The following is a 24,971-nucleotide window of genomic DNA, read 5'->3' as shown; positions in this document are numbered from 1 at the left end:
TCACCGCCGTCGGTCACAGGGCAGTGGCGGCGCGGACCAGTCCCGCGACCGCCGTCGAGCGGCTGTGCGGGGGCCAGGCGATGACCGTGGTGACGTGCGGGGCGTCGGGGACCGGTACGGCGGTGAGGTCCTCGCGCAGTCCGGTGCGGCCCGACTCCGGCACGACCGCGCAGGCGCGTCCGAGGGCGATGAGCTGGGTGAGTTGCGTGTGGTCGCGCACCTGCGGTCCGGGGCCGTCCGGGAAGGTGCCGTCGGAGCGGGGCCAGCGGGGCAGGGGCAGGTCGGGGATGTCCGTGATCTCGGCAAGCTGCACATGGGGGCGGGCGCTGAGAGGGTGGCCCGCAGGGAGGATCGCGACCTGCCCCTCGGAGTGCAGGTCCTCGGTGTCGAAACCGGCCGTGTCGTCGAACGGCCGATGCAGCAGGGCCACGTCGGCCCGGCCGTCGTGCAGCAGCCGTGCCTGCTCGCCCGGCCCGCACAGCACGACGTCCACGGCGACGGCGCCGGGCTCGGCGGCGTAGGCGTCGAGGAGTTTCGCCAGCAGTTCGCTGGAGGCGCCCGCTTTCGCGGCCAGGACCACGGCGGGGCGGCCGGTCGCCGCGAGGGCGGCCCGGCGGGTGCGCCGTTCGGCGGCCTCGACGGCGTCCAGCGCCGCCCGCGCCTCCCGCAGCAGCACCGCCCCTGCCCCGGTCAGGGCGACACCCCGGCTGCCGCGCTCCAACAGGAGGGTGCCCAGGCGCCGTTCGAGCCCGCCGATCGCCCGCGACAGCGGGGGCTGGGCGATCCCGAGCCGCTGCGCGGCCCGGCCGAAGTGCAGCTCCTCGGCGACGGCGACGAAGTACCGCAGCTCACGTGTCTCCACCCCGCCAGCCTAACCGGGCCGGCCAGGAGCGATACCCGGGCGGTATCGCCGCACACCCGGTCGGTCTTGGACGCCCTGCCCGGCGAGGGAGAAGTATCGATGTCATGAGTGAGACGAACACTGTGAACCACCACACGGTCGCGCTGGTGACCGGGGCCAACAAGGGCATCGGGTACGAGATCGCCGCCGGGCTCGGCGCCCTCGGCTGGTCCGTCGGAATCGGCGCGCGGAACGAGGAGCGGCGCGAGGCCGCTGTGGAAAAGCTGCGTGCGGCCGGAGCCGACGCGTTCGGCGTGCCGCTGGACGTGACCGACGACGACAGCGTGACAGCGGCGGCTCGGCTGATGGAGGAGCGAGTCGGGCGGCTCGACGCGCTCGTCAACAACGCGGGGATCACCGGCGGCGGACCGCAGGAGCCCACCACGGTCGACGTGAACCGGGTACGGGCGGCCGTGGAGACCAACGTGATCGGCGTCATCCGCGTCACCAACGCCCTGCTCCCCCTGCTGCGCCGCTCGCCGTCGCCGCGGATCGTGAACGTCTCCAGCAGCGTCGGCTCCCTCACGCTCCAGACCACGCCCGGCGCCGAGGTGGGCCCCATCTCGGTCGCCTACGCTCCCTCGAAGACGTTCCTCAACGCCGTCACGGTGCAGTACGCCAAGGAGCTGGCCGACACCCCCATCCTGATCAACGCCGTCTGCCCCGGCTACACGGCGACCGACCTCAACGCCTTCCAGGGAGTGCGCACCCCCCAGCAGGGCGCAGCCGCCGCGATCCGCCTGGCCACCGCACCGACCGACGGACCGACGGGCCGCTTCTTCGACGACGAGGGAGAGGTGCCGTGGTGACGCGGTTCCGCTAGCGGGTGCGCGCGGCGGTGTCTGCCGGAGTCGTCCGGTGTGTCACCGACCACCGCGCACGGCCGGTTCACCGCCTGGGCCCCGGCTGGGCGGCCTGAGATGTCCCGCAATGGCCTGCCCGCTGCCTGGCATGATCGACGCGTGACCACTGAACCTGGGCGGCCGGGCCGCAGCCTGGTTTCGAGGACGCCCCGTCCGGAGTGCGGTCCGGGCTGCGGGCCGGGAGGACGGTGTGGGGTGTGAACGCCACCGTCGCGGTGGAGGGCGTGCATCGCCACTTCGTCAGCCTTCGCGAGGCGGTCCCTCACATCCGGGCCCTCGCATCCGGCGCCACGCCTCTGCCGCAGCCTGAGCCAGTACGCCGGCGCCGGGCATCACTGGGATGATTTCCCCCACCGGTGCCCGGCATCGCCCGTCTGCTCAAATCGCCTGCTGCATAAGCCGGTTGCGACCGCCTGCGTCGACCCGCGTGAAATCATCCGTCCATGAGCAGCGATCTGGAAGTAAGTGCTCTGGCGATCAATGTCGTGATCCCGCAGGCGCTCCGCTGGACGGACACTCGACGCGGTGAAGCGTTCACGCTGACCACACTCAACGTCCGGCTCCTCCCCGACGGCCACCTCGCCGTGAAGGCCTATGGCAGGCCAGTCGGGGGTGGTCGGGGTGCATACGTCTCGTTCCCTGTCCCCGACAAACCCGAACTGGCGGCCCTGGTCTCCGACGCAGCCAGCCATGCCGGGGCGCTGTGGGCCGCCCATCGTGGACTCGGCTGATCTTGGGGCGCATATCACTCCCCTACATCACTTGACGGAACAAGCACCCCCCGACGAACGCACGGGTCTCGGTCCTGGCGGTCGGCCGTCGGCGTGGCCGTCGGGTGCCACTCGCGGCGCAGGAGGCCGGAGACCCAGGAGTCGGAGACGTCGCCGTTGACGACGCAGTCCTCGCGGAGAGTGCCTTCGCGGACGAAGCCGAGCTCCTCCAGGACGCGGGCGGACGCCACGTGGCGGGTGTCGGTCTCGGCCTGGACGCGGTTCAGGTCCAGGGTGTCGAACGCCGACGACTCCTTGGCCGGTCGCAGCGGCCACGGTGCCAGGCCCGCCGGTCAGCGCGGGTGCCATGATGCCACCGCGCGAACCACGCCCGACGACACGAGGGAGGACACCATGCTGCACCTGCTCCAACTCCACTACACCGCGGCCGAACAGGACGCCGGCCCCTTCATCCCCGCTCACGTCGCCTACCTGGAGCGCCATCACGCAACCGGAACGTTCCTGGTCTCCGGCCAGAGCGTCCCCACGGAGGATGGCGGCGCGATCGTCGCGCACGGCGTCGACCGTGCCACGATCGAGCAGATCGCCGCCCAGGACCCGTTCGTCACGAACGGCGTCGCGAAGTACACCGTCACCACCATCACCCCGGGCAGGGTCCACCCCGCCCTCGCGGACGTCCTGACAGAAGGTCACGACCGCTGACCCGTTCGACGGGTCGATGCGGACATCGGCGAAGAAGGCGGCAGTCAGCGGAGGAAGGCCGCGCAGGTGACGGCCTTCTCATCCGGGTGCTCCAGCAGTGGGCCGGGCGGGAGTGGTCGACGACGGAGCAGACGACATCGACACATGCCGTCCGGGAACGGCATGGTCGTCCTGCAGGCGGACTCAGGCCGAAGCACAGAGAGCCGCACGATGTTCACCCCGTCATCACAATTCAGTCACTTCCCTCTCATGGTCGCCCTGTCGACACCTCGCACCCCTTATGTTCATCTTGCAACAATCGCTTCATGGGGGACGCATGTCGTACAACCAGACGCCGCCTGCAGGGCCGAAGTTCGTCGGGCCACCGTTCGGGCCGCCGCCCGTACAGCCCGGCGGCAAGCCGAAGTGGGCGCGAAAGCGCATCGCGATTCCGGTCAAGCTTCTCGTCTTCTTCTTCGGGGTCGGCGTCGGGTCCTCCGGCAACGCCGAGGCCGAAAAGACGAGCGTCAGCAGTAAGGGCGAGCCACAGCCCACCGTCACCGTGACAAAGACCGCTCCTGCCGAGCCCGCACAGAGCGGAGCTGCCAAGACCGCCGGCGACAGCAAGCCGGCTGCGGACAAGCCCAAGAAGGCGATCGTCCCCGACTTCGTGGGTATGGGCCTGCAGTCGGCGCAGGACAAGGCGCAGGAAGCCGGTTTCCACGGGCTCACTTCGCACGACGCACTGGGCCGGGAACGTATGCAGGCGTTCGACCGCAACTGGAAGGTATGCAGTCAGAACGTGGCGGCCGGCACCTCCAGGACGACCGACACCGACCTCGACTTCGGGGCGGTGAAGCTTGCGGAGGACTGCCCGGCGAAGGACGAGAAGCCTCCGACCGTCGAAGGCGGCAAGATGCCGAACTTCGCCGGCAAGTCGGTGAAGGCCGCGCGTTCCGCCCTGGACTCCGGTGTCTCCCTCACGGTGGAGGATGCCCTGCCGGACGACCGTTGGGTGCTGGTCGAATCGAATTGGCAGGTGTGTACGCAGGAGCCGGCCGCCGGCGCATCGCTCAACGGGCAGCCGGTCAAGCTCAAGGCGGTCAAGTTCGATGAGTCCTGTCCCTGACCGTCAGTCGCACTGCGGCAGGAACACCGGGCCGCGTACGCCACCGGGTTGATCGGGCAACCACGCGATGAGTCTCGTCCCTGCCGGCCCGGACATGCCGACCGTCGGTGACTACGCCCACGACTGGGCGCTGATCGACGTGGAAACCTCAGGACTCATACCCCGGCGGGACCGAGTGCTGTCCGTCGCAGTGGTTGCGCCCTGGCCCTCAATGGCCAGGTCGACCCCCCGACCGACGACCTGAAGCTCGGCACGCCCGCCGCCCATTACGGCGTTCCCCGACAGCGTGCTCACGACGCACTGGACGGCACCCCTGTACTGGCCGGAATCCTGCGGGCTTCCTTGCGCCGTCCGGAGCACCCTTCCCCGTGTGGCACATCACCGCCGGCTGGACCCCACAATCCCGCTTCGACGTCGACGTCGTCGCCTTCCTCGTCGACGAGGACGAACAGGTCGACTTCGACGAGGACTTCATCTTCTACGGGGCCCCGGAAAGCCCCGCCGGAACAGTACGTCTGCTCACCGGTGGCCCAGCCGAGCAGACGATCACCCTCGATCTGGCCTCACTGCCCCCCACAACCCGCAAAGTCGTCGTAGCGCCGCCACCACCGAACGCACGATGCTCCTCGCGGAGATCTACCTAAGGGGCCCGGTCTGGCGCCTATGGGCAGTCGGCCAGAGCTACCCAGCCGACGCTCTGGAGGCGTGGCTGCGCGGGCATCCGGGCGGCGAGGTCGTCTGTCGTGACGGCTCCGCGACCTGCGCCGAGGCCATCCGCCGCACCGTGCCCGACGCGGTGCAGGTCGCGACGCCTACGGCGTCGGGTGGCACGCGGCGGCAGCGTCAGTTCGCCTGCCCGTCAGAGCCAGTCGCGGCCACCCGGCGGGTCCGCTCGGGTCTCAGGACATGCTGCCTCGGCACACCTTCCCCGGGGCCGGGGTGCGGCCTGTGCGGAGGTATCGGTCGACCGTTTCCGTGACGCAGCGGTTGTGCGGGTATGTGCCGTGGCCCTCCTCCTCGGCCGTCAGGAGGACGCCGACTCCGTCGCCCAGGGCGTGGGCCATGCGGCGGGCGCCGGGGTACGGGGTGATCGGGTCGCCTGTGCCGCCGACGACCAGCACGGGGGCCGCGCCGTCGGCGCTCACCTGGGGTGTGGGGCGCTCGCCGTCGAACGGCCAGCCGTAACAGAGGTAGACGCCGGTGGACCAGGCCGCGCCGAAGACGGGTGAGGCGGCTTCGACGCGGGCCTCGTCCCTGTCGAGGCGTTCGAAGTCGGGGCGCAGGCTGGAGTCCGCGCAGGTGATCGCGGTCCGGGCGGCGCGGCTGCTGCCGTGCGGGGTCTCCGCGCGGTCGGCGGAGCCGACGTCCTCCACGCCCTCGCTCAGCGGACGGCCGTCGTTGTGGTCGATCAGCGCGGAGAGGGCCTTGGCCAGCGGCGACCAGCCGTCCGTGCCGAGGACGAGATGATCGCTGACGGTGTTCGCGAGGTCGTCGGCGTCCAGGTTTCTTCCGTCGCCGGCCGGGGCGGGCTTCTTCTTCAGGCGGTCGGCGAGGCGCGCCATGCGTCGCGCGGCCTCCTCGGGCCCGTCGCCGGTGGGGCAGTTGCGGATGCGGGCCGCGCAGTGCGCGGCGAACCGGTCGAACGCCGCCTGGACCGCCTTGACCTGCGACACCTGCCCCTCGTTGAGGTTCTCGGTCGGATCGACGGGCGCTTCGAGGACGAGCCGTCCGACGTGCGACGGATGCAGGTGGGCGTAGACCGCGCCGAGCGTCGTTCCGTACGAGACGCCGAAGTAGTGCAGCCGCTCGTCGCCGAGGAGGTAGCGCATCAGGTCGAGGTCGCGCGCGGTGTGCGAGGTGCCGATGTACGGGAGGAGCGCCCCGGAGTGCTCGGCGCAGGCGTCGGCCCCGTCGTAGCCGGTGTCGTCCGCGGTTTTGCCGCAGCGCACGGGGATGGTCGCGCCGACGCCGCGCGGGTCGAAGGAGACCAGGTCGTAGCGGTCGAGGAGCGGCGCGTACTGGTCGAGGTGTTCGGGCAGTCCGCTCACGCCGGAGACGCCGGGGCCGCCGAAGTTGAGGACGAGTGAGCCGATGCGCCGGCTGTTCGGGCCCGTGGCCTTGCGGCGGATCAGGGCGACGTCGATCGTCCTGCCGTCCGGTTTCCGGTAGTCGAGGGGGGCCTTCATGGCGGCGCAGTCGTAGCCCGTGCGCGCGGACGGCGGCGAGGTGCAGCGGGACCAGTTGAGGTGCTGGCCGGTGGTGAGCGCGGGGGGCAGACCGGCGGGCGGGTTGTTCGCGGTGAACTCCGTACGCGGTTCCGCATTCCGGCCGGGAGCGTCGTGCTGGAACCAGGCGCCGATGGCCCCGATCACGGCGAGGACGACCCCGGCGATGATGAGCGCACCCGCCGGGAGGCCCGGTCTGCGGCTTCGTAACGGATGTGCGTCACGCATCGGAATCCCCCCGCTCCCGCCCCTGGCCGCCCAGACCCCGTGCCCGCATGCCCGTCCCCGTGATCGTCCGGTCGTCGAATGAGTGCAGGGTACTAGCCGCCTCCGACAGCTCGGCTCGCGGGAAGGCCCGGGCCTTTCGACCACCCCGCGCTCACGCGACTCCCCCTGCGGTCCGGGCCGCCGCGTGGGCTGGACGCCGGCCTGCTGGGTGAGCCAAGGGGCGCGAGGCCGTCACCGGGGCGAGCTGTGGCCGTTCACCGCTCACCCGCGAGGTCAAGATCACCGCTGCCTGTTTCGGCCGCGTCCTCGGTGCGTCGGGGGTGGCGCCATGGGCGGGTGATCGGGCCGGACACCGTCTGCCACCATGCCTCCGCGGGCACCTTGCCCGCCGGTTCGAACGGCTCGCCCGGGCGGGGGAGCGCCACCGCCTGGCCGGCCTCCTCGGCCGCGTCCTTCGTCCACTCCCCCGGCTCCGCCCAGGCGTGCATCGCCAGGTTGAAGGTGGCCCAGTGGATCGGCAGGAGTACGCCCGTCGGCTCGCCGCCCTGGAGGTCGAGGTGGGCGCGGAGGCCCTCCTCGGGGGTCATGTGGATGTCGGGCCAGAATTCGGAGTACGCGCCGATCTGGATCATCGTGGCGTCGAACGGGCCGTGCTCCGCGCCGATCTCGCGGAAGCCGTCGAAGTAGCCCGTGTCGCCGCTGTGGTAGATGCGGTGCTCCTCGCCCGTGACGACCCAGGAGGCCCACAGGGTGTGCTGCGTGTTGCGCAGGCCCCGGCCGCAGAAGTGGCGGGCCGGGGTGGCGGTGAGGGTGAGTCCGCCGACCTTCGTCGCCTCGTGCCAGTCCAGCTCGCGCACCCGGTCCGCCGAGACGCCCCAGTGTTCGAGGTGGGCGCCCACTCCGAGCGGCGCCGCGAACAGGGTGTCGGTGCCGGCCAGGGCCTTGATCGTGGGCAGGTCCAGGTGGTCGTAGTGGTCGTGCGAGATGACGACGACGTCGACCGGGCCCAGGGCCGCGAGCGGCAGCGGGGCGGGGTGGAGCCGCTTCGGGCCCGCGAAGGGGAAGGGGGAGCAGCGCTCGCCCCACACCGGGTCGAAGAGCACCCGGTGTCCGTCGATCTCCGCCAGCACGCTGGAGTGGCCGAGCCAGGTCAGCCGCAGGCCCGTCGCGGCCGGCTTGGCCAGGTCGGCGACGGTGGTGGCGTGCACGGGGAGCGTGCCGGCCGGGGCGCGGCGGGTGCGGGTGTCCTTGTCGAGGAACGCCTTGGCCAGGTCGAGTGCGGAGCCCGAGGGGCGGGTGCGCGCCGGGCCGCCGGGGTTCTGGAAGACGCCGTCGGCGAAGTGGGGCGATCTGCGGATGCGCGCCAGGCGCTCGCCGCTCGGATCCGCGCCGAAGGCCTCGGGCCGGAGCGCGCGAAGCCCTGAGCGCGGGGAACGGGAACCGGCCACGGTACCTCCAGGGTGGAATCGCTGAGGGTTCCATTATGGTCGGCCCCTGTGACAACGCGGGGCCGACCCCGGCGCGGGCGCCGCCCTCGCATCGACCATGAACGTCCGGCCCCGCGCCGACACCGGCGCCCCGCCCCGCGTTGACACCGCTGTCCGCCACTCCCGATACTGACCTGCCGTTCAGTGATGGCCCCAGGTCGAGGAGCCCGTATGACCGCCCCCCTGCTGTCCCTCACCTGGACCGACGACGTCACCGGCCGGCAGGGCTTCCTGGTCGTCGACCGGCTGGTGCGCGGCGTGTGCAGCGGGGGCCTGCGGATGCGGGCGGGCTGCACCCTGGAGGAGGTGACCGGCCTCGCCCGCGGCATGAGCTTCAAGGAGGCGCTCCACTACGACCCCGAGGCCCGTTACGTCCCCCTCGGCGGCGCCAAGGGCGGCATCGACTGCGATCCGCGGGACCCTGGGGCATACGGGCTGCTGGTGCGGTACCTGCGGGCGGTGCGGCCGTACGTCGAGAGCTGCTGGACCACGGGTGAGGACCTGGGGCTCACGCAGGACGTCGTCGACCGGGCCGCCGCCGAGGCGGGTCTGGTGTCGTCGGTGCAGGCCGTCTATCCGCTGCTCGACGACGAGGAGGCGGCCCGGAGGCGGCTCGCCGACGCCTTCGCCGTCGAGGTGGACGGCATCGGTCTGGACGAGCTGGCCGGCGGCTGCGGGGTCGCCGAGTCGGTGCTCACGGCGCTGGACCGGGCGGGAGTGCCGTACGCCGGGACGCGGGTCGCCCTCCAGGGGCTGGGCACCATGGGCGGGGCCACCGCCCGCTTCCTCACGCGCGCGGGGCTGACGGTGGTGGCCGTCGCCGACGTCAAGGGGACGATCGCCAACCCCGAGGGCCTGGACGTGGAGGCGCTGCTGGCCGCGCGGGACGCGTACGGCACCGTCGACCGCGCCGCCCTGCGCCCCGGCGACCGTGAGCTGCCGGGCGACGCCTGGCTCTCGGCGGACGTGGAGGTGCTGGTGCCGGCGGCGGTGTCGTACGCGATCGGGGTCGAGGAGCAGGGGCGGATCACCGCCCGGTGGATCGCCGAGGCCGCCAACATGCCCGTCCTCTCGGCGGCGGAGGAGCTGCTCCACGCGCGCGGGGTGTGCGTGCTGCCGGACGTCGTGGTCAACTCCGGTACCAACGCCTGGTGGTGGTGGACGCTCTTCGGCGACATCGGCGCGGACGCGGACGAGGCGTTCGCGCACATCCGACGCTCGATGCGGGCGCTGGTCGAAGGCGTCCTCGCGCGCGCGGAGAGCGACGGCACGACCCCTCGCGCCGCCGCCCACGCCCTCGCCGCCCAGCGCCTGCCGGCGATCACGCGACGGTTCGGCGATCACCGCTGAGGCGGGGCGCACCGGGTGACGGCGCGGGCGTGTGCAAAGAGGGCTGTGAGCACGTCGGTGCAGGTCGCGGGGGGTGTGTAGGGTTGCCGCGTGGCGAGAGTCCGGTTGAGCGTGGCCGAGCGGCGTGAGGAGCTGCTGCGGGCGGCCATCGAGCAGATCGAGGCGCGGGGCGTCGCGGCGGTCAGGATCGCCGATGTGGCCGCGTCGCTCGGGGTGAGCAACGCGCTGGTGCTCTACCACTTCGAGACCAAGGAGAAGCTGGTCGCCGCCGCCTTCGCGCACGCCGCCCAGGACGATCTGGCCCGGCTGCGCAAGCTGCTGGGCCGACGGGCCCCGGCCCTGGCCCGGCTGCGGTCGGCCGTGCGCTGGTACGCGCCCACGGGCCAGGCCAAGGGCTGGCGGCTGTGGATCGAGGGCTGGGCGGTGTCGCTGCGCGAGCCCGCGCTGCGGGAGGTCGCGCGTGATCTCGACCGGCAATGGAAGGCGGCGCTGGCCGAGGTGATCGCCGAGGGGGTGGCCGCGGGCGAGTTCCGCTGCCCCGACCCGGCCGGCGCCGCCCTGCGCCTGACGGCCCTGCTCGACGGTCTCGCGGTACAGCTGACGTCCTACCAGGGCGGGGTGTCCCGGGCGAAGGCCCACGACTGGGTCGAGGAGACGCTCACCCGGGAACTCGGTCTGCCGACGGGGAGTTGAGCAGCAGGCAGCGTCCGGGTGGACGCGCCCGCGCACGGCCGGCCGCGCGGAGGGGCCGCTCGCGCCGACGCGGTCCCTCCGCGCGGACGGCCTCTCACGCCACCGACTGGATCCACATCTTGATGTCGTCCGGCGACAACGCGCCCTTGGCCGTGACGTGGTCCCCGGAGGACTCCCCGCGCAGCCTGCGGCCGATCCACGGCACGAGGTACTCGCGCGCCCAGTGCACGTCGTCGCGGCGGACGTCGAGGGCGCCGCGCGGCGGCAGCGGCGGCCAGGGCTGCTCCGGGTCGGCCGGGATCTCCAGGCCGAGCACCTGGCCGGCGCGCAGCGCCACGCGCGTGTGCCCCTCCGGGGAGAGGTGGAGCCGGTCGTGGTCCCAGGCCCGCCGGTCCTGCACGGACTTCAGCGACCACAGGTCCAGCACCGGACAGCCGTAGCGGTCGGCGATGGCGCGGACGTGCCCGTTGTAGGTGGCGATCTTGCCGCGCAGGTGCTTGAGGACGGGGACGCCTCGGGTGTCGAACCCGGTCGTCACCATGACCGTGCCGCACACCGCGGTGAGTTGGGCGATCGCCCGCTCGAACCGCTCGGCGACCTCGTCGGGGTCGGTGCCGGGACGGAGGATGTCGTTGCCGCCCGCGCAGAAGGAGACGAGGTCGGGCGCGAGTTCGACGGCCCTCGGCAACTGGTCGGCCATGATCTGGTCGAGCAGCTTGCCGCGCACCGCGAGGTTCGCGTACCGGAAGTCGCCCTCCGGCCGCCGGTCCGCGAGCAGTACCGCGAACCGGTCGGCCCAGCCGACGAACGCCCCGTCGGGCCCGGGGTCGCCGACGCCCTCGGTGAAGCTGTCCCCCACCGCCACGTACGACCCGATCACTGATCTGCTGTCACTCTTCGAATCGTCTGCCACAGCAGTGCATGATTCACCGTCGAATGTGACCTACGCGACCGTAGGCAAGGGTTGACTGGCGGTGAGAAAGGACACCCTTAAAGAATTTGCCAATCAAGGAATAAGGGACCACACGCGGAAGTCGTTGATGCGGAAGCGGCTCCACGTGGTGCGGAACGCGAAGTGCCCGCTGATGCAGGGCTCGGGGTCGGTGTGGTCGAACACGAGCGGTCCGTTGTTCCGCCACCGGACGGTGGAGCCGTCGGACACGATGCGGACGTGGTTCGGCTCGCCCGCGACGAGCAGCGGCTCGGTGCAGTCGTGCAGCAGCGGCCGCTCCCCCGGCCGGCCGACGTAACGGCGCATCCGGGTCGTGGTGTTGGAGTTGGAGGCCGTCTTGGGGAACGGCTCCTTCGTGACGCGCGGAGTACGGCGGACGGCACGGAAAGCGCTTGCCGGGCGAGAGGCGGAGCTCGCCGTGCCCTCGCCCCGCCACCGCTGTCGACACCCCGGGAGCCCCGCCACGAGACCGCAACACGACGATCACGGACTCGTGGCGGCCACGGGGGCCCGTCAGCCGACGGAGACGCCGCGCGCGCGGAGGTAGGCGACCGGGTCGACGTCGGAGCCGTAGTCCGGCGTGGTGCGGATCTCGAAGTGCAGGTGCGGTCCGGTCACGTTGCCGGTCGAGCCGGAGAGGCCGACCTGCTGGCCGGGGAAGACGCTCTGGCCGGCCGAGACGGAGAGCGCGGAGAGGTGGGCGTACTGGGCGTAGTAGCCGTCGGCGAGCCGGATGACGACCTGGTTGCCGTACGCGCCGCCCCAGCCCGCGGAGACGACCGTACCCGCGCCGACGGCCTTGAGCGAGGTGCCGGTCGGGACGACGAAGTCGACGCCGGTGTGGTAGCCGCTGGACCACATGCTGCCGGACATCCGGTACGGGGTGCCGACGGATGCGTTGGACACGGGGAGGCTGAAGCCGGAGACGTTGCCGCCGCCGCGGGTGGTCTGCCCGGCCGACGTCTTCGTGGCGGACCTCGAAGAGTGCGAGGACTTCGAGGAGTGCGAGGACTTCGAAGAGTGGGAGGACTTGGGGGCGGACGACTTGGAGGAGTGCGCGGAGCGCGAGCCCTTCGACGCCGTGTCACCGGAACCGGCGGCGCCCGCGGAACCGGCCGCCGCCCGCTTGCCGATCGACAGCTTCAGGCCGGGGTGGATGAGCGAGGGGTCCTCGCCGACGGCCTCGCGGTTGTCGGCGTACAGCTTCTGCCAGCCGCCGCGCACGTGCTGCTCGTCCGCGATCCTGGAGAGGTAGTCGCCGGACCGGACCGTGTAGGTCGTGGTGTTCGCCGCGGCCGGGGCCTCGGCCGCGGCGGAGCGCTGCGCGACCGGGACGGTCTGCACGGGCTTGTCCGAGACGGAGGAGACGGACTGGGCCGCCGACTGGGCGGGAGCCGCGTGGGCGCCGGCGGCGCCGATGAGCGGGAGGGCGAGAGCCGCGCCGCCGGTGCCGGCGGCGGCGATGGAACGGCTGAAGCGCGGAGCCTTGGGACGGCGGTGCTTACCCTTCGCGGGCATGGCGGGTTCCTCTCCGGCGCCTGCGAGGTGAGCTGTCGGGTGCGGGCTGGAGATGCCCGGCCGCGCCGGAGCGCGGCTTTACCCCAAGCCTGTTCCGGAGACCGGAACAGGCGGTCTTGCCTGTGGGTCCCCCGCTCCTGCCGTGGACGGGTGAGTGTCTGCGGGTTCCGGTCGGCGGCAGGATTCGGCGTCCGTCCGGATTGGCGTGAAACCTAAGCGACCCGGACACGCGACGACAAGCGACACGTGCCCCGGTGACGTCCGCGTCGTGATCCGCTGCGCCGTGCTCCCGTCACACTCCGTGCACCAGGTGACGCATTCTGCGGGAAACACTCATGAAAACTCCACGAATTACGTGAACATGGCTAATGACGCACGGTCACGAATATGACGCTGCTCACGCCGCACCGCTCAGCGGCCCTTATTCCAGACCGAGTTGAATGAAGGGCATCAATTCGGGCAGAGCGCTCAGATACGGCACAGACGGACAACCGTCGCATCGAGGTCACCGCGCAGTCCCGTGCGCAACCCGTGATGCAACAGCACCGCCCCCCGGTGCACTTCGCCCGTTTCGAGGCATTCGTACGACGCCTTCGGGTCGAGGCTGCGCAACCGTACCGCCGGCGCCGGCTCGCCGTAGCGCTGCGACTGGAGCCAGGCGAGGACGACGCTCTCGCCCCCGCGCACGTACTGCACCGCGCTCAGGCCGCCCTCGGGGGCGCGCAGCCGATGGAGGTCGCCGTGCTGGACGAGGGGCCGGATCTCCTTGTAGAGATCCACCCAGCGCCGGGCCTCGGCGAGTTCCTCCTCGGTCCACTCGGACAGGTCGCCGCCGACGCCGAGCACTCCCGCCATCGCGCTGACGAACCGGAACCGCAGCGAGCTGACGCGGCCGTTGAGCTGGGTGTTGGGACTGTCGGTGACCCAGGCGGCCATCACCCGCGCGGGGTGGATCTGACTGAAACCGTGCTGGATGGCGAGTCGGTCCAGCGGGTCGGTGTTGTCGGAGGTCCACACCTGGTCGGTACGGCTCATGATCCCGAGGTCGATCCGCCCGCCACCGCCCGAGCAGGACTCGAAGGCGACACCGGGGTGCGCCTCCCGCAACCGGTCCAACAGAGCGTACAGGCCGCGCACATGGTCCACCCAGAGCCGCTGCGGATACGGGTCGTCCGGCCAGCCGGCATCGGTGAAGCAGCGGTTGAAGTCCCACTTGACGTAGTCGATCGGGGCACTGGACAGCAGGGTGTCGAGCCGCTGCCAGAGGTACTCCCGGACGTCCTCGCGGGCGAGGTTGAGGACCAGTTGGTTGCGCAGTTCCGTGCGCCTGCGTCCCGGCTGGAACTGCACCCAGTCGGGGTGCGCCCGGTACAGGTCGCTGTCCGGGTTGACCATCTCGGGCTCGACCCAGATGCCGAACTGCATGCCGAGCGCGTGCACGTACTCGGCGAGCGGCTTCAGGCCCTTGGGGAAGCGGTCGGGGTTGGGCGTCCAGTCACCGAGCCCCGCGTGGTCGCCGGTGCGCGCGCCGAACCAGCCGTCGTCGACCACGAACAGCTCGACGCCGACGGCCGCGGCGCGGCGGGCGAGGGTGGCCTGCTGCTCCTCGGAGATGTCGAAGTAGGTGGCCTCCCAGGAGTTGAACAGCACCGGCCGGTCGCGCTCGGCGTCGGGGATCACGTGGGCGCGCTGGTAGGCGTGCCAGGCGCGGCTGGCGCCCCCGAAACCCTCGTCGGTCCACAAGCCGGCGAAGACGGGCGTGGTGAAGTCCTCGCCTGGCGCGAGCAGCGTCAGGCCCGAGTCGTCGTGGCCGGCGCCGCCGGTGATCTGCACGCGGGCGTCGGGCAGTTGGGCGACGGAGATCCGCCAGGACCCGGACCAGCCCAGGGCGCAGCCGTAGACCTCGCCGCGCTCCTCGGTGGCGTCGGCGTCCAGGGCGACCCAGGGCAGGTGCTGGTGGCTGGTGTGGCCGCGACGGCTGCCGATGACCTTCTCGCCGTAGGTGAGGGGCGCGCGGGTGAGGCGGGACTCCGCGGCCCAGCGGCCGTGCAGCTGGGACAGCCGCCAGCCGTCGCGGTCGGGGATCGTCCAGACGGCGGAGTCGGCGCGCAGCAGCTCCAGTGGCTCGTCGCCCTGCCCGCCCTCGTGGCGAAGGGTCGTCCAGCGCTCCACGACGTCGCCGCGCATCCGGTAGTGCAGGGTGACGGCCAGTCGGCCGTCGCGGAAGCGCAGCCGCAGCTCGTCGCCCTCCTCGCCGCCGTCCGTCTCATGGCCGACGAAGGACCACTCGGTGCCGCGCCGTCCGGGGGTGCGCACCGACAGGGCGGGCCGCACGAAGCGGGCCCCGCCCTCCACGGGGTACTCCTCGCGGCCGTCGAGGGGGGACTCGAAGGCCCAGTAGTCCGGCAGCGGGCGCACGGCGAGCGCCTGCGCGTCGGCCAGCTCGATCCGGGGGCCCCAGTGCAGGTGCACGAGCTCGTCGGTCTCGGTGACATGGACGGCGTAGCTGCTGGCAGGCCCGGAGAGGAGCCAGGTACGGCCGTCGGCGTCGGACTCGGGCATCAAACCCCCACTGATTCGAACAGGTGCGATCAATCGCCGACATCATCCGACGTCGACGTTCACTGAGCAAACGTCAGGGGGGTGCGCTTCGCGCGGAACGGGGGCGACGGCGGGTGAGCGGGCCTCAGGCGGACCGGGGGGGACGTCGGGTGAGCCGGGGCTTGTACGGGGCTCGGCAGAGGCCGGGGGGCCTCGGGCGTATCCGGGGAGGGTGAGCCAGGGCTGGTACGGGGCTCGGCGGACGCCGGGTGAGCGGACCGCGGGCGGACCTAGGGGACGTCGGGTCTGCTGGGCCTTGTACGGAGCTCGGCGGACGCCGGGACAGCAGCGGCAGCACTCCGTGGAGGGCGCGGATTCGTCGCCGGGTGCGGGGTGCGTTGTGGCTCGTCGCGCAGTTCCCCGCGCCCCTGAGACCCGCCTCGCAGGAGGCGGGCAGGCGCGCTCGTGAGCGGCCTCATGGCCTGGCCCCGCGGCGCGCGAGCCGGGCTCACATGTAGCTGGCAGGACCCGCGCGGGCGGGTGTCGCGCGGGGGCAGGAAGGACCCGGCGTGACGCCCGGCCTCCGTGCCCGGGGCGGCCGGGGGGTGAGCCGGGCTCACATGGATCTCACCTGTGGGGGTGCGCGTGCCTCGTACGGGGGTGGGCAGGCCCTGCGTGAGCGGCGTCGGGCCGCCCGGCGGGTGCGCCGAGTTCACATGCACCGGCTGGCGGCGCGTGAGCCGAGCCTCGTGCGGGGCTGTTCGGGCCCTGGAGGGTGCGGGTACGGGCCGTGGGAAGCGGTGGGCTTCGGCTGTGGTGGTGGGTGGTGGACGGCTGCCGGGGGTGTGAATCGATGTCGTATCGTCAAGGAAGTTCCGTCGGGCACCGAGCCGCGCCGGCGGGGACCGACCGGGAGGGAGCCCCCGTGACGCAGCAGATCCCGTCGACCGAGCCCGAGCTGGCCGGTGTGCGCAACTTCCGCGACGTGGGCGGTCTGCCGACCGGCGACGGCCGCAAGGTGCGGCACGGCGTGCTGTTCCGCAGCGGCCACCTCGCGCACGCGACCGGCGAGGACGCCGCGTTCCTGGCCACCCTCGGCCTGCACACCATCTTCGACTTCCGCAACGCGGCGGACCTCAGGCTGGAGGGCCCGGACGTCGAGCTGCCGGGTGTGCGCAACGTGAACCTGCCGCTGTCCGACCCGGCGGACGGCGCGGAGTTCTGGAAGATGGTCCGCGACGGCGACATCGAACAGCTGCGCCAGATCCTCGGCGACGGCAAGGCCGCCGGCCGGATGATCGCCTCCTACCGCTCGATCATCACGCAGCGCACGGCCGAGCACTCCCGGGTGCTGCACGCGCTGGCCGAGGACAGCGTGCCCGTGCTGATGCACTGCGCGGCGGGCAAGGACCGCGCCGGACTGTCCGTCGCGGTGACGCTGCTCGCGGTGGGCGTGGAGCGCGACGCGATCCTCACCGACTACCTGGAGTCCAACGCCAAGCACCGCCGCTACAAGGTGCGCCGCAGCGGCACCTCCGCGGACGCCTACTCCCCCGAGGTCATGGAGCTGCTCGGCCCCCTGTTCGACGCCCGCGCGGAGTACCTCTCGGCGGCGCTGGAGACCATCGAGACGACCTGGGGCGGCGTCGACCCCTACCTGGAGCAGGGGCTCGGGCTCACGGAGCAGACCCGGGAGCGGCTCCGGGAGCGGCTCCTCGACTGAGGGGCCCTCGCGCCGCCCCTCCGGTCGGCCCCGCTACTTCGCCCCGACCTCGAACAGCAGCCAGATGAACGCGGCGAGGACGTGCCCCACAGCGATGTAGATGATCAGACGGACCCAGAGTCCGCGCGGGAACCTTTCCTCGATGTCACTCATGACGTCTCTCCAGGGGTGGGGCCGAGGCACAGGGCGGCCGTCGGGCTCTGCAGCAGGGTGTGGACGAAGAGCAGGTCGACCCCGTCGGGGTCGCCGGCCGCGATGCGGTGCGGGGTCAGCGAGTCGAAGTGGGCGCTGTCACCGGGCCCGAGACGGTGGGTGGCGTCACCGAGCCGGAGCACCAGCCGGCCGCGCAGGACGTGCAGCCACTCCTCCCCGGGGTGGACGCGCACGATGTCGCCCTGGGAGCCGTGGGGGACGTGGACGCGCAGGGCCTGCATGCCCCGCCCGGACGCGCCGGCCTGCCAGTACGTCCAGCCGCCCGCGCGGGTCGGTTCCATGTCGTCGGCGCGCACCACGGCGTCCCGGTCGGCGGCCGTCTCGCCCAGCAGGTCGGAAACCGTCGTACCGTAGACACGGGCGAGTGCGAGCAGCATCGGCAGCGAGGGCTGCCGCCGCCCGGTCTCCAGGCGGGAGAGATGGGCGGGCGAGAGCCCGGCGGCGCGGGCTGCGGCCTCCAGGGTGAGACCGGCCAGGCGGCGCAGGGAGCGCAGCCGGGGCGCGACGGCCGGCAGGACGTCGCCCTCGCCCTCGTCGGGTTCGGCGTCGGAGGGTGTCATGCCTCCATTGAGCCCGAAGTTTGCCCCCGGGGCAAACTTCTTGCCTCATAGGCAAAGTCTCATCGCTCGGTGACCGCCTGCTTGACGAGGGTCTTGCCGAAGTCCCACATCAGCCCGCCCCCGTTGTGCGCGTCGTCCATCACCTCGGTGAACGCGGCGACGAACCGGTCGACCTCCCGCTCCCCGATGACGAGCGGCGGGATCAGCTTGATCACCTCCAGGTGATCACCGGAGACCTGGGTGAGGATCCGGTGCCGCTGGAGCAGCGGTACGACCACCATCTGCGCGAACAGTCCCTTGCGGGCGGCCTGGAGCATGGCCCACCGGCTCCGCAGCTTCAGCGACTTCGGCCGGCCGAACTCGATGCCGATCATCAGCCCCCGGCCGCGGACGTCGGCGAGCAGCTCGTACTCGCCGGTGAGCGCCGCCAGCCGTGACTTCAGCAGCTCGCCGGTGGCGCGGGCGTTGGCGACGATCTGCTCGTTCTCCATGACCGACAGCACGGCGAGGCCGGCGGCCATGGCCTGGGCGTTGGACCCGAAGCTCGCCGAGTGGACCAGCACCCGGTCCATGGAGGAGTAGACCTTCTTGAAGATCCAGTCCTTGCCGAGGGTGGCTCCGACCGGCACATAGCCGCCGGAGAGGGCCTTCGCCACGCACACCAGGTCGGGTTCGACGCCGTCCTCGTGCTGGTGTGCGTAGAAGTCGCCGGTGCGGCCCAGGCCCGTCTGCACCTCGTCGGCGACGAGAAGCGCCTTGTGCCGGTGCAGGAGTTCCTGGGCGGCGCGCAGATAGCCGGGCGGGGCCTCGTGCACGCCCTTGCCCTGGATCGGCTCGACGATCAGTGCGGCGACGTCGCCCTTGGCCAACTCGCGGGCGAGGGCGTCGAGATCGCCGAGGGGCACGGCCGTGTCGGGCAGCAGCGGGGCGAAGCCGTCGCGGAAGCCGGACTCCCCGTTGACGGACAGGGAGCCCGTGGTCAGTCCGTGGAAGGCGTGGTCGCAGTAGAGGACGCGGGGTCTGCCGGTCGCGTACCGGGCGAACTTCAGCGCGGTCTCGACGGCCTCCGTGCCGCTGTTGCCGAAGAACACCCGGTCCAGGTGCGGGCTGTGGGTGAGGAGTCTCTCCGCGAGCAGTCCCGGCAACGGCTGGCAGTCGAAGCGGGTGAGGTCGGCGAGTTGCGCGTCGAGCACGTCGTGCAGCGCCCGGCGGACGACGGGATGGTGCCGGCCCAGGCCCATCACGCCGAACCCGGCGAGCATGTCGAGGTAGTCGTGGCCGTCGGCGTCCCAGAAGTAGGCGCCCTCGGCGCGCTCGTAGACCTTGTCGAAGCCGATGGTGTGCAGCATGCGCGGCAGTTGGTGGTTGAGGTACCTGCCGTGCAGTGCGTAGCGTTCGGCTCCGCGCTCGGCCAGGAGCGCGCCGAGGTCGAACTCCTTGCTCATGGGCTCTCCTTGACCGGGCCTGTGAGGTCCCTGACGGCCGCGCTCGCGCCGATCCGTCCGGCGATCTCGACGGGCGTGAGGCCGATGTCGGCCAGCACTTCCGAGCGTTTGGCGTGGGCGAGGAACTGCTCGGGGATGCCGAACCGCCGTACCGGCACGTCGACTTCGGCGTCGCTCAACGCCAGGGCCACGGCCGAACCGACGCCCGCGGAGCGGCTGTTGTCCTCGACGACGGCGACGAGCCGGTGTGCGGCGGCGAGTTCGGGCAGCGCCGGGTCGACGGGTTTGACCCACCGCGGGTCGACCACCGTGCAGTGGACGCCGCGTGCCGCGAGCAGTTCGGCGGCCCGCAGGCACACCGGCGCCATGACGCCGACCGCGACCAGCAGCACGTCGGGGCGTTCGCCCCGGCGCAGCACGTCCATGCCGCCGACCCGGTCGACGGCGGGGACGGACGGGCCGACGGACTCCTTCGGGAAGCGCACCAGGGTCGGCGCGTCGTCGACGGCGACGGCCTCCCGCAGCTGGGCGCGGAGCTGGTCGGCGTCGCGGGGCGCGGCGATCCTGAGGCCGGGGACGACCTGGAGGACGGACATGTCCCACATGCCGTTGTGGGAGGCCCCGTCGACACCGGTCACCCCGGCCCGGTCGAGGACGAACGTGACCCCGCAGCGGTGCAGGGCGACGTCCATCAGCAGCTGGTCGAAGGCGCGGTTGAGGAAGGTGGCGTAGACGGCGACGACGGGGTGCAGGCCGCCGGTGGCGAGGCCGGCGGCGCTCACGGCGGCGTGCTGTTCGGCGATGCCGACGTCCCAGACCCGGTCCGGGAAGCGCTCGGCGAACGGGCCGAGGCCCACCGGGTGCAGCATGGCCGCGGTGATCGCCACGACGTCGTCGCGTTCCTCGCCGATGCGTACGATCTCCTCGCCGAACACGGACGTCCAGGACGGCCCGCCGGCCGGTACGAGCGGCGCGCAGGTCAGGGGGTCCATCACGCCGACGGTGTGGAAGCGGTCCTCCTCGTGGGCGAGGGCGGGTTCGCAGCCGCGGCCCTTCTCGGTGAGGCAGTGCACCAGCACCGGGCCGTGGAAGCGCTTGGCGCGCCGCAGCGCGGACTCGACGGCCCTGATGTCGTGCCCGTCGATCGGGCCGACGTACTTCAGGCCGAGGTCCTCGAACATGCCCTGCGGGGCGAACGCGTCCTTGAAGCCCTTCTTCGCGCCGTGCAGGGACTCGTAGAGCGTGGGGCCGACGACAGGGGTCCGCTGCAGGACGTCCTTGCCCCAGGCGAGCACTTTCTCGTAGCCGTCGGTGGTGCGCAGGGCGGCCAGGTGGTTGGCGAGGCCGCCGATGGTCGGCGCGTAGGAGCGTTCATTGTCGTTGACGACGATGATCAGCGGCCGGTCCCTGGCGGCGGCGATGTTGTTGAGCGCCTCCCAGGCCATGCCGCCGGTGAGCGCGCCGTCCCCGACGACCGCGACGACGTGCCCCGTCTCCCCCAGCACCTGGCGGGCCTTGGCCAGTCCGTCGGCCCAGCCGAGTGCGGTGGAGGCGTGACTGTTCTCGATGACGTCGTGCTCGGACTCCTCGCGGGAGGGGTAGCCGGACAGACCGCCCTTGCCGCGCAGCTTGGAAAAGTCCTGACGGCCCGTCAGGAGCTTGTGGACGTAGCTCTGGTGGCCGGTGTCCCACAGGATGCGGTCCGCCGGCGACTCGAAGACGCGGTGGAGCGCGACGGTCAGCTCCACCACGCCCAGGTTGGGGCCGAGGTGCCCGCCGGTGCGGGCGACCGCGTGCACCAGGAAGTCCCTGATCTCGTCGGACAGTTCACCGAGTTCCGCCTCGGACAGCGCCTTCAGGTCACGTGGTTGCCGGATGTTCTCCAGGATGGTCACGCTCGGGCCCCCTCTCGTTGCGTACGGCTGCTCTCACGGCGCCGGCCGGCCCGCCCTCACTCCCGGTTGCCGGAGACGGTCTCGCGCATCGCGCGCAGCGACTCCTTCAGCGAGCCCATGGTGGCGAGGACGGCGGTGGGCTCGTAGCCGCAGTGGGCCATGCAGTTGGCGCAGCGCGGGTCCTTGCCGCGGCCGTAGCGGTCCCAGTCGGTGTCCTCGACGAGCTCCCGGTAGGTGGGCACGTATCCGTCGCTCATCAGGTAGCAGGGTCTCTGCCAGCCGAACAGGGAGTAGTTGGGGATGGCCCAGGCGGTGCAGGGGAAGTCGACCCTGCCTTCGAGGAAGTCCAGGAAGAGCGGTGAGTGGTTGAGCCGCCAGCGGCGCCGGTTGCCGCCCGCGAAGGCCTTCCTGAACAGCTCACGGGTCTGTTCCACGCCGAGGAAGTGCTCCTGGTCGGGGGCCTTCTCGTAGGCGTAGGCGGGCGAGATCATCATCTCGTCGACCTTGAGGTCGTCGTTGAGGAAGTTGAGCACCTCGACGACGGTCTGCGGGGTGTCGGTGTTGAAGAACGTGGAGTTGGTGGTGACCCGGAAGCCGCGCCGCTTGGCCTCCTTGATCGCCGCCACGGCCTCGTCGAAGACGCCCTCCTTCGCCACCGACTCGTCGTGGCGTTCGCGCAGCCCGTCGATGTGCACGGCGAAGGCGAAGTAGGGGGACGGGGTGAACCGGTCCATCTTCTTGCGCAGCAGCATCGCGTTGGTGCAGAGGAAGACGTACTTCCGTCTCGCCACCAACTGCCGCACGATCTCGTCGATCTGAGGGTGCATCAGCGGTTCGCCGCCGGCGATGGAGACCATCGGGGCGCCGGATTCGAGCACCGCTCCGACGGCCTGGGCGACCGGCATGCGCTGCTTGAGCACGCCCGCCGGGTGCTGGATCTTCCCGCAGCCCTCGCACTTGAGGTTGCAGGCGAAGAGGGGCTCCAGCTCGACGATGAGCGGGAACTTGTCGCGTTTGCGGAGCTTTTGTTCAGCCAAGTATGTAGCGACCTTGATGGACTGGCGCAGCGGCATGGCCATCTGGCTCACCTCCGGGGGAGCAGCACGTTTCGGTGCCATTCGAAGAATGCAGGCAGGACGGAGCGAAGGACGCGGAAAGCCGATATTCCACCGCGCACCGTGCCGATCCGGACGAGTTCATGTTCAGGAGCGTCCACGACCACCCGGACGGCCGCAACCGGGCGCATCGAAGCGCGGAGGGCGCTCAGGAGCGTGGACGCGGACTCCATGTCGGCGGCGATCGCGCCGGTGCCGAGCAGGTCGGAGCGCTCCGGGCCGCGCACCACGTGGTCGGAGCCGGTCAGCGGGCCGGTGTGGACGGTGCGGCCGGGCAGGGTGCGGGTGAGTTCCTTGACGAGCAGTTCGGTCCCCACGCACGCCACGGTGCCGCGCGGGTCGCGGGTCTCCTCGGCGACGACCAGGTCGCCGGGGTGCATTCCGGGGGCGAGTCCGGCACAGAAGCCGGTGGCGATGACCGCAGCCCCGCCGAGCGGCGCGCCCGACAGGGCATGGGTGACGGAGCGTTCGGCCGCCTTCGGTCCCATCCCGGTGCGCAGGACGGTGACCGGCCCGCCGGCCCCGCCGCGGTCGCCCATGCGCAGGGCGAGGTGCTCGATGCCGAGGGCACAGGCGATCAGCAGCGGGGCGGAGGCGGTCCGTTCGTTCATCAGCGTCCCTCGGCCTTCGCGGCCACCGTGCCGGCCGTGCCCTCGGCGGCCGCCCGGGCCGTCTTCTCGGCGAAGGGCTCTCCGTGGACGTAGCGGCCGAGCGCCGTCAGCGGGAACACCTGCCGGTAGAGGTGGTAGTTGATGGAGAAGTCCCAGGGGAAGCCGGTCCCGGTGAACTGCGGCTCGTCCCAGGAGCCGTCCTCCCGCTGGGTCGCGGCGAGCCAGTCCACACCCCGCCGGACGGCCTCGGACTCGCGCTCCCCCGCCGCGAGCAGCGCCATCAGCGCCCAGGCGGTCTGGGAGGCGGTGGAGGCGCCCCGGCCGCTCCAGCGGGCCGGGTCCTCATAGGAGCGCAGGTCCTCGCCCCAGCCGCCGTCGTCGTTCTGCACCCGCTCCAGCCAGGCCACCGCCCGCCGGATCGCCGGGTGCTGGGCGGGCATCCCGGCGGCGGTCAGCGCAGGCACCACCGAGCCGGTGCCGTAGATGTAGTTGACGCCCCAGCGCCCGAACCACGAGCCGTCCGTCTCCTGTTCGGCGAGCAGCCAGTCGATGCCGCGCCGGGTGCGCGGGTCGCCGGCGAGCCCCTCGACGGCCAGCATCTCCACGACGTGCGCGGTGACGTCCGCCGAGGGCGGGTCGATGACCTCGCCGAAGTCGCAGAACGGCAGCCGGTTGGGGAAGGGGCTGGTGTTGTCGACGTCGAAGGCGCCCCAACCGCCGTCGCGGGACTGCATCCCGAGGTTCCAGCGCACTCCGCGCTCGACGGCCTTCTCCAGCCGCTGCGGGTCGTGGTGGCGGACCCGGCGCAGCGCGAGGACCACCTCGGCGGTGTCGTCCATGTCGGGGTAGTTGTCGTTGTGGAACTCGAACGCCCAGCCGCCCGGCGCGAGTTGGGGCCTGCGTACGGACCAGTCGCCGGGCCGTACGACCTGTTCGCCGAGCATCCAGTCGGCTGCCTTGACCAGTTGGGGGTGGTCGGCGGGCACCCCCGCGTCGGCCAGCGCGATCGTGGCGAGGCAGGTGTCCCACACGGGCGACTGGCAGGCCTCGATCATCCGGGCCCCGTCCTCGCGCCGGACCGCGTACCGGTCGAGGGACTCGAGGCCCGCCCGCATCACCGGGTGCTGGAGGTCGTAGCCGAGCAGGTGCAGGGCGATCACGGAGTACACGGCGGGCGGCTGGATGCCGCCCCAGCATCCGTCGTTCTCCTGCCGTTCGATGATCCAGCGCGCGGCGGAGTTCAGGGCGGCGCGGCGCAGCCGGCGCACGGCGACCGTGCGGTAGGCGCGCACCACCTTGTCGAGCCGCTGGAAGAGGCCGTCCCAGGTGTGCAGCGGCGCCGGCGGCCTGGGCGGGTTGGGCCGGGCGGGGTCGGTGTGCAGCTCGTCGAGCGGGAAGGGCGCCGGGCGCACCGGACGCTTGGCCGAGACGACGGTGAGCGGGACGATCGTCTGCCGTGCCCAGCAGCCGAAGTTGTAGATGCTGAGCGGGAACCACTTGGGGAAGTAGAGGAGCTCCGGGGGGAGTTCGGGCAGGTCCTCCCACTTCCACCAGCCGAACAGGGCGAGCCAGATCCGGGTGAAGACGCGGGCGGCGGCGATGCCGCCGTGCTCGCGGACCCAGGCGGAGGCTCTCGCCATGTGGGGCGCGTCGGGCGGGTCTCCGGCCAGGCGCAGGGCGACGTAGGCCTCGACGGTGGCGGAGAGTTCGCCGGGGCCGCCGTGGAAGGTGGCCCACGTCCCGTCCTCGCGTTGCTCGCCGCGGATGAAGAGGGCGGCGGCCCGGGTCGTCGACTCGTCGCGGATGCCCAGGAACTGACGGAGAAGCAGGTCCTCGGCGTCCATGCTGACGTTGGTCTCGAGGTCGCCCTTCCACCAGCCTTCGGCGTCCTGCCGGGCGAGCAGGAAGTCTCTGGCGCGCCGCATGGCGCGCTCGGCGGTCTGCTGTGCCCCGGCCGCCTCGGGGGTGTCGCTGTCGGTGTCGCTGGCCGCCGCGGCCCGGGGCGGCAGGGCCCCGGGGCTCGGGTCGGTCGTCGCTGTCATGGCTTCCCCTTCGTGCAGTGTGCATGGCGTTGCGTCTGCTGTGGGTCCGCCGTCGGCCGGTGCGTCTC

At 72.0% G+C, this 24,971-nt stretch carries 21 protein-coding genes, 3 pseudogenes and 1 riboswitch; of the genes and pseudogenes, 9 read left to right on the top strand and 15 right to left on the bottom strand.

The features are described 5' to 3' along the window. Positions 1-13 precede the first annotated feature (13 nt). Entirely contained in the window at positions 14-862 is an 849-nt protein-coding gene (locus ACIOC0_RS37680; protein WP_402161090.1) for a LysR family transcriptional regulator, read from the bottom strand. A 104-nt stretch (positions 863-966) separates the two neighbouring features. On the opposite strand from ACIOC0_RS37680, the gene ACIOC0_RS37675 reads away from it, so the two are divergent. From ACIOC0_RS37675 to ACIOC0_RS37665, 3 genes and pseudogenes are all read left to right on the top strand, one after another. Then, positions 967-1,710: an SDR family oxidoreductase gene (locus ACIOC0_RS37675; RefSeq protein ID WP_402161088.1), complete on the top strand. Its 744-nt coding sequence runs from the start codon at positions 967-969 to the stop codon at positions 1,708-1,710. Between the two features lie 194 nt (positions 1,711-1,904). Beyond that, a pseudogene (locus ACIOC0_RS37670) lies at positions 1,905-2,108 on the top strand (hypothetical protein); the annotation flags it as partial. A 99-nt stretch (positions 2,109-2,207) separates the two neighbouring features. Beyond that, positions 2,208-2,495 (top strand): hypothetical protein, encoded by a 288-nt coding sequence (locus tag ACIOC0_RS37665; protein ID WP_402161085.1) that lies wholly within the window; start codon positions 2,208-2,210, stop codon positions 2,493-2,495. Between the two features lie 92 nt (positions 2,496-2,587). Here ACIOC0_RS37665 and ACIOC0_RS37660 read toward each other — a convergent pair. Then, positions 2,588-2,779, bottom strand: a pseudogene (locus tag ACIOC0_RS37660) (GNAT family N-acetyltransferase); the annotation flags it as partial. 109 nt (positions 2,780-2,888) lie between these two features. Between ACIOC0_RS37660 and ACIOC0_RS37655 the strand changes: the two are divergent. From ACIOC0_RS37655 to ACIOC0_RS37645, 3 genes are all read left to right on the top strand, one after another. Next, positions 2,889-3,197: a YciI family protein gene (locus ACIOC0_RS37655; RefSeq protein ID WP_402161082.1), complete on the top strand. Its 309-nt coding sequence runs from the start codon at positions 2,889-2,891 to the stop codon at positions 3,195-3,197. A gap of 316 nt (positions 3,198-3,513) precedes the next feature. Beyond that, entirely contained in the window at positions 3,514-4,305 is a 792-nt protein-coding gene (locus tag ACIOC0_RS37650) for a hypothetical protein (protein ID WP_402161079.1), read from the top strand. Positions 4,306-4,673: 368 nt separating this feature from the next. After that, positions 4,674-4,949, top strand: a complete 276-nt coding sequence (locus tag ACIOC0_RS37645) for a TerD family protein (protein ID WP_402161076.1) — start codon at positions 4,674-4,676, stop codon at positions 4,947-4,949. A gap of 255 nt (positions 4,950-5,204) precedes the next feature. Here ACIOC0_RS37645 and ACIOC0_RS37640 read toward each other — a convergent pair whose 3' ends face one another. Both ACIOC0_RS37640 and ACIOC0_RS37635 read right to left on the bottom strand, forming a co-directional pair. Continuing rightward, the gene (locus tag ACIOC0_RS37640) at positions 5,205-6,758 is read right to left on the bottom strand and encodes an alpha/beta hydrolase (protein ID WP_402161075.1); all 1,554 of its coding nucleotides are present in this window, start codon (positions 6,756-6,758) and stop codon (positions 5,205-5,207) included. A gap of 254 nt (positions 6,759-7,012) precedes the next feature. Next, a complete protein-coding gene (locus ACIOC0_RS37635) occupies positions 7,013-8,206 on the bottom strand; it encodes an MBL fold metallo-hydrolase (protein WP_402161073.1) in 1,194 nt (397 codons plus the stop codon). 210 nt (positions 8,207-8,416) lie between these two features. Between ACIOC0_RS37635 and ACIOC0_RS37630 the strand changes: the two genes are divergently transcribed. Both ACIOC0_RS37630 and ACIOC0_RS37625 read left to right on the top strand, forming a co-directional pair. Beyond that, complete coding sequence (locus tag ACIOC0_RS37630; RefSeq protein WP_402161071.1) at positions 8,417-9,595, top strand: Glu/Leu/Phe/Val dehydrogenase dimerization domain-containing protein; 1,179 nt, start codon at positions 8,417-8,419, stop codon at positions 9,593-9,595. 90 nt (positions 9,596-9,685) lie between these two features. Beyond that, entirely contained in the window at positions 9,686-10,288 is a 603-nt protein-coding gene (locus ACIOC0_RS37625) for a TetR/AcrR family transcriptional regulator (RefSeq protein WP_402161069.1), read from the top strand. Between the two features lie 94 nt (positions 10,289-10,382). On the opposite strand, the gene ACIOC0_RS37620 is transcribed toward ACIOC0_RS37625, so the two are convergent. From ACIOC0_RS37620 to ACIOC0_RS37605, 4 genes and pseudogenes are all read right to left on the bottom strand, one after another. After that, positions 10,383-11,168, bottom strand: a complete 786-nt coding sequence (locus tag ACIOC0_RS37620; RefSeq protein WP_351097232.1) for an SGNH/GDSL hydrolase family protein — start codon at positions 11,166-11,168, stop codon at positions 10,383-10,385. Between the two features lie 126 nt (positions 11,169-11,294). Then, positions 11,295-11,570 (bottom strand): annotated as a pseudogene (locus ACIOC0_RS37615) (DUF6250 domain-containing protein); the annotation flags it as partial. Between the two features lie 183 nt (positions 11,571-11,753). Further along, complete coding sequence (locus tag ACIOC0_RS37610) at positions 11,754-12,758, bottom strand: peptidoglycan DD-metalloendopeptidase family protein (RefSeq protein WP_402161066.1); 1,005 nt, start codon at positions 12,756-12,758, stop codon at positions 11,754-11,756. 4 nt (positions 12,759-12,762) lie between these two features. After that, a riboswitch (cyclic di-AMP (ydaO/yuaA leader) is annotated at positions 12,763-12,921 on the bottom strand. A gap of 305 nt (positions 12,922-13,226) precedes the next feature. Beyond that, positions 13,227-15,320 carry an alpha-galactosidase gene (locus ACIOC0_RS37605; protein ID WP_402161063.1) on the bottom strand — a complete coding sequence of 698 codons (2,094 nt, stop codon included), beginning with the start codon at positions 15,318-15,320 and terminating at the stop codon, positions 13,227-13,229. Positions 15,321-16,224: 904 nt separating this feature from the next. Here ACIOC0_RS37605 and ACIOC0_RS37600 point away from each other — a divergent pair. Continuing rightward, the gene (locus ACIOC0_RS37600) at positions 16,225-17,022 is read left to right on the top strand and encodes a tyrosine-protein phosphatase (RefSeq protein ID WP_402161061.1); all 798 of its coding nucleotides are present in this window, start codon (positions 16,225-16,227) and stop codon (positions 17,020-17,022) included. A gap of 33 nt (positions 17,023-17,055) precedes the next feature. Here ACIOC0_RS37600 and ACIOC0_RS37595 read toward each other — a convergent pair whose 3' ends face one another. The 7 genes from ACIOC0_RS37595 to shc are packed head-to-tail and all read right to left on the bottom strand — an operon-like array spanning position 17,056 to position 24,903. Then, entirely contained in the window at positions 17,056-17,175 is a 120-nt protein-coding gene (locus ACIOC0_RS37595) for a DUF6126 family protein (protein WP_402161058.1), read from the bottom strand. After that, a complete protein-coding gene (locus ACIOC0_RS37590) occupies positions 17,172-17,795 on the bottom strand; it encodes a helix-turn-helix domain-containing protein (RefSeq protein WP_402161056.1) in 624 nt (207 codons plus the stop codon). Before ACIOC0_RS37590 ends, ACIOC0_RS37595 begins: the two co-directional genes overlap by 4 nt. Before the next feature lie 59 nt (positions 17,796-17,854). After that, entirely contained in the window at positions 17,855-19,240 is a 1,386-nt protein-coding gene (locus tag ACIOC0_RS37585; protein ID WP_402161053.1) for an aspartate aminotransferase family protein, read from the bottom strand. Continuing rightward, complete coding sequence (gene dxs / locus ACIOC0_RS37580; protein ID WP_402161051.1) at positions 19,237-21,135, bottom strand: 1-deoxy-D-xylulose-5-phosphate synthase; 1,899 nt, start codon at positions 21,133-21,135, stop codon at positions 19,237-19,239. Before dxs ends, ACIOC0_RS37585 begins: the two co-directional genes overlap by 4 nt. A gap of 56 nt (positions 21,136-21,191) precedes the next feature. Next, complete coding sequence (gene hpnH / locus ACIOC0_RS37575) at positions 21,192-22,214, bottom strand: adenosyl-hopene transferase HpnH (protein WP_402161048.1); 1,023 nt, start codon at positions 22,212-22,214, stop codon at positions 21,192-21,194. Between the two features lie 5 nt (positions 22,215-22,219). Continuing rightward, complete coding sequence (locus ACIOC0_RS37570; protein ID WP_402161046.1) at positions 22,220-22,861, bottom strand: 1-hydroxy-2-methyl-2-butenyl 4-diphosphate reductase; 642 nt, start codon at positions 22,859-22,861, stop codon at positions 22,220-22,222. Beyond that, positions 22,861-24,903, bottom strand: coding sequence for a squalene--hopene cyclase (shc, locus tag ACIOC0_RS37565; RefSeq protein WP_402161043.1), 2,043 nt, complete (start codon positions 24,901-24,903; stop codon positions 22,861-22,863). Before shc ends, ACIOC0_RS37570 begins: the two co-directional genes overlap by 1 nt. Positions 24,904-24,971 lie beyond the last annotated feature (68 nt).

Source organism: Streptomyces sp. NPDC088254 (assembly GCF_044740925.1).
In the GTDB taxonomy this organism is placed as follows: Bacteria; Actinomycetota; Actinomycetes; order Streptomycetales; family Streptomycetaceae; genus Streptomyces.
This window is presented reverse-complemented; position numbering and strand designations above follow the sequence as displayed.

Bases quoted from the DNA above. Each gene is read 5' to 3' on its own strand.
- ACIOC0_RS37610 (WP_402161066.1), bottom strand. From the start codon at position 12,758: ATGCCCGCGAAGGGTAAGCACCGCCGTCCCAAGGCTCCGCGCTTCAGC.
- ACIOC0_RS37655 (WP_402161082.1), top strand. From the start codon at position 2,889: ATGCTGCACCTGCTCCAACTCCACTACACCGCGGCCGAACAGGACGCC.
- hpnH (WP_402161048.1), bottom strand. From the start codon at position 22,214: ATGGCCATGCCGCTGCGCCAGTCCATCAAGGTCGCTACATACTTGGCT.
- ACIOC0_RS37675 (WP_402161088.1), top strand. From the start codon at position 967: ATGAGTGAGACGAACACTGTGAACCACCACACGGTCGCGCTGGTGACC.
- ACIOC0_RS37595 (WP_402161058.1), bottom strand. From the start codon at position 17,175: ATGAGTGACATCGAGGAAAGGTTCCCGCGCGGACTCTGGGTCCGTCTG.
- ACIOC0_RS37650 (WP_402161079.1), top strand. From the start codon at position 3,514: ATGTCGTACAACCAGACGCCGCCTGCAGGGCCGAAGTTCGTCGGGCCA.
- ACIOC0_RS37640 (WP_402161075.1), bottom strand. From the start codon at position 6,758: ATGCGTGACGCACATCCGTTACGAAGCCGCAGACCGGGCCTCCCGGCG.
- ACIOC0_RS37590 (WP_402161056.1), bottom strand. From the start codon at position 17,795: ATGACACCCTCCGACGCCGAACCCGACGAGGGCGAGGGCGACGTCCTG.
- ACIOC0_RS37665 (WP_402161085.1), top strand. From the start codon at position 2,208: ATGAGCAGCGATCTGGAAGTAAGTGCTCTGGCGATCAATGTCGTGATC.
- ACIOC0_RS37585 (WP_402161053.1), bottom strand. From the start codon at position 19,240: ATGAGCAAGGAGTTCGACCTCGGCGCGCTCCTGGCCGAGCGCGGAGCC.
- ACIOC0_RS37570 (WP_402161046.1), bottom strand. From the start codon at position 22,861: ATGAACGAACGGACCGCCTCCGCCCCGCTGCTGATCGCCTGTGCCCTC.
- ACIOC0_RS37630 (WP_402161071.1), top strand. From the start codon at position 8,417: ATGACCGCCCCCCTGCTGTCCCTCACCTGGACCGACGACGTCACCGGC.
- shc (WP_402161043.1), bottom strand. From the start codon at position 24,903: ATGACAGCGACGACCGACCCGAGCCCCGGGGCCCTGCCGCCCCGGGCC.
- ACIOC0_RS37605 (WP_402161063.1), bottom strand. From the start codon at position 15,320: ATGCCCGAGTCCGACGCCGACGGCCGTACCTGGCTCCTCTCCGGGCCT.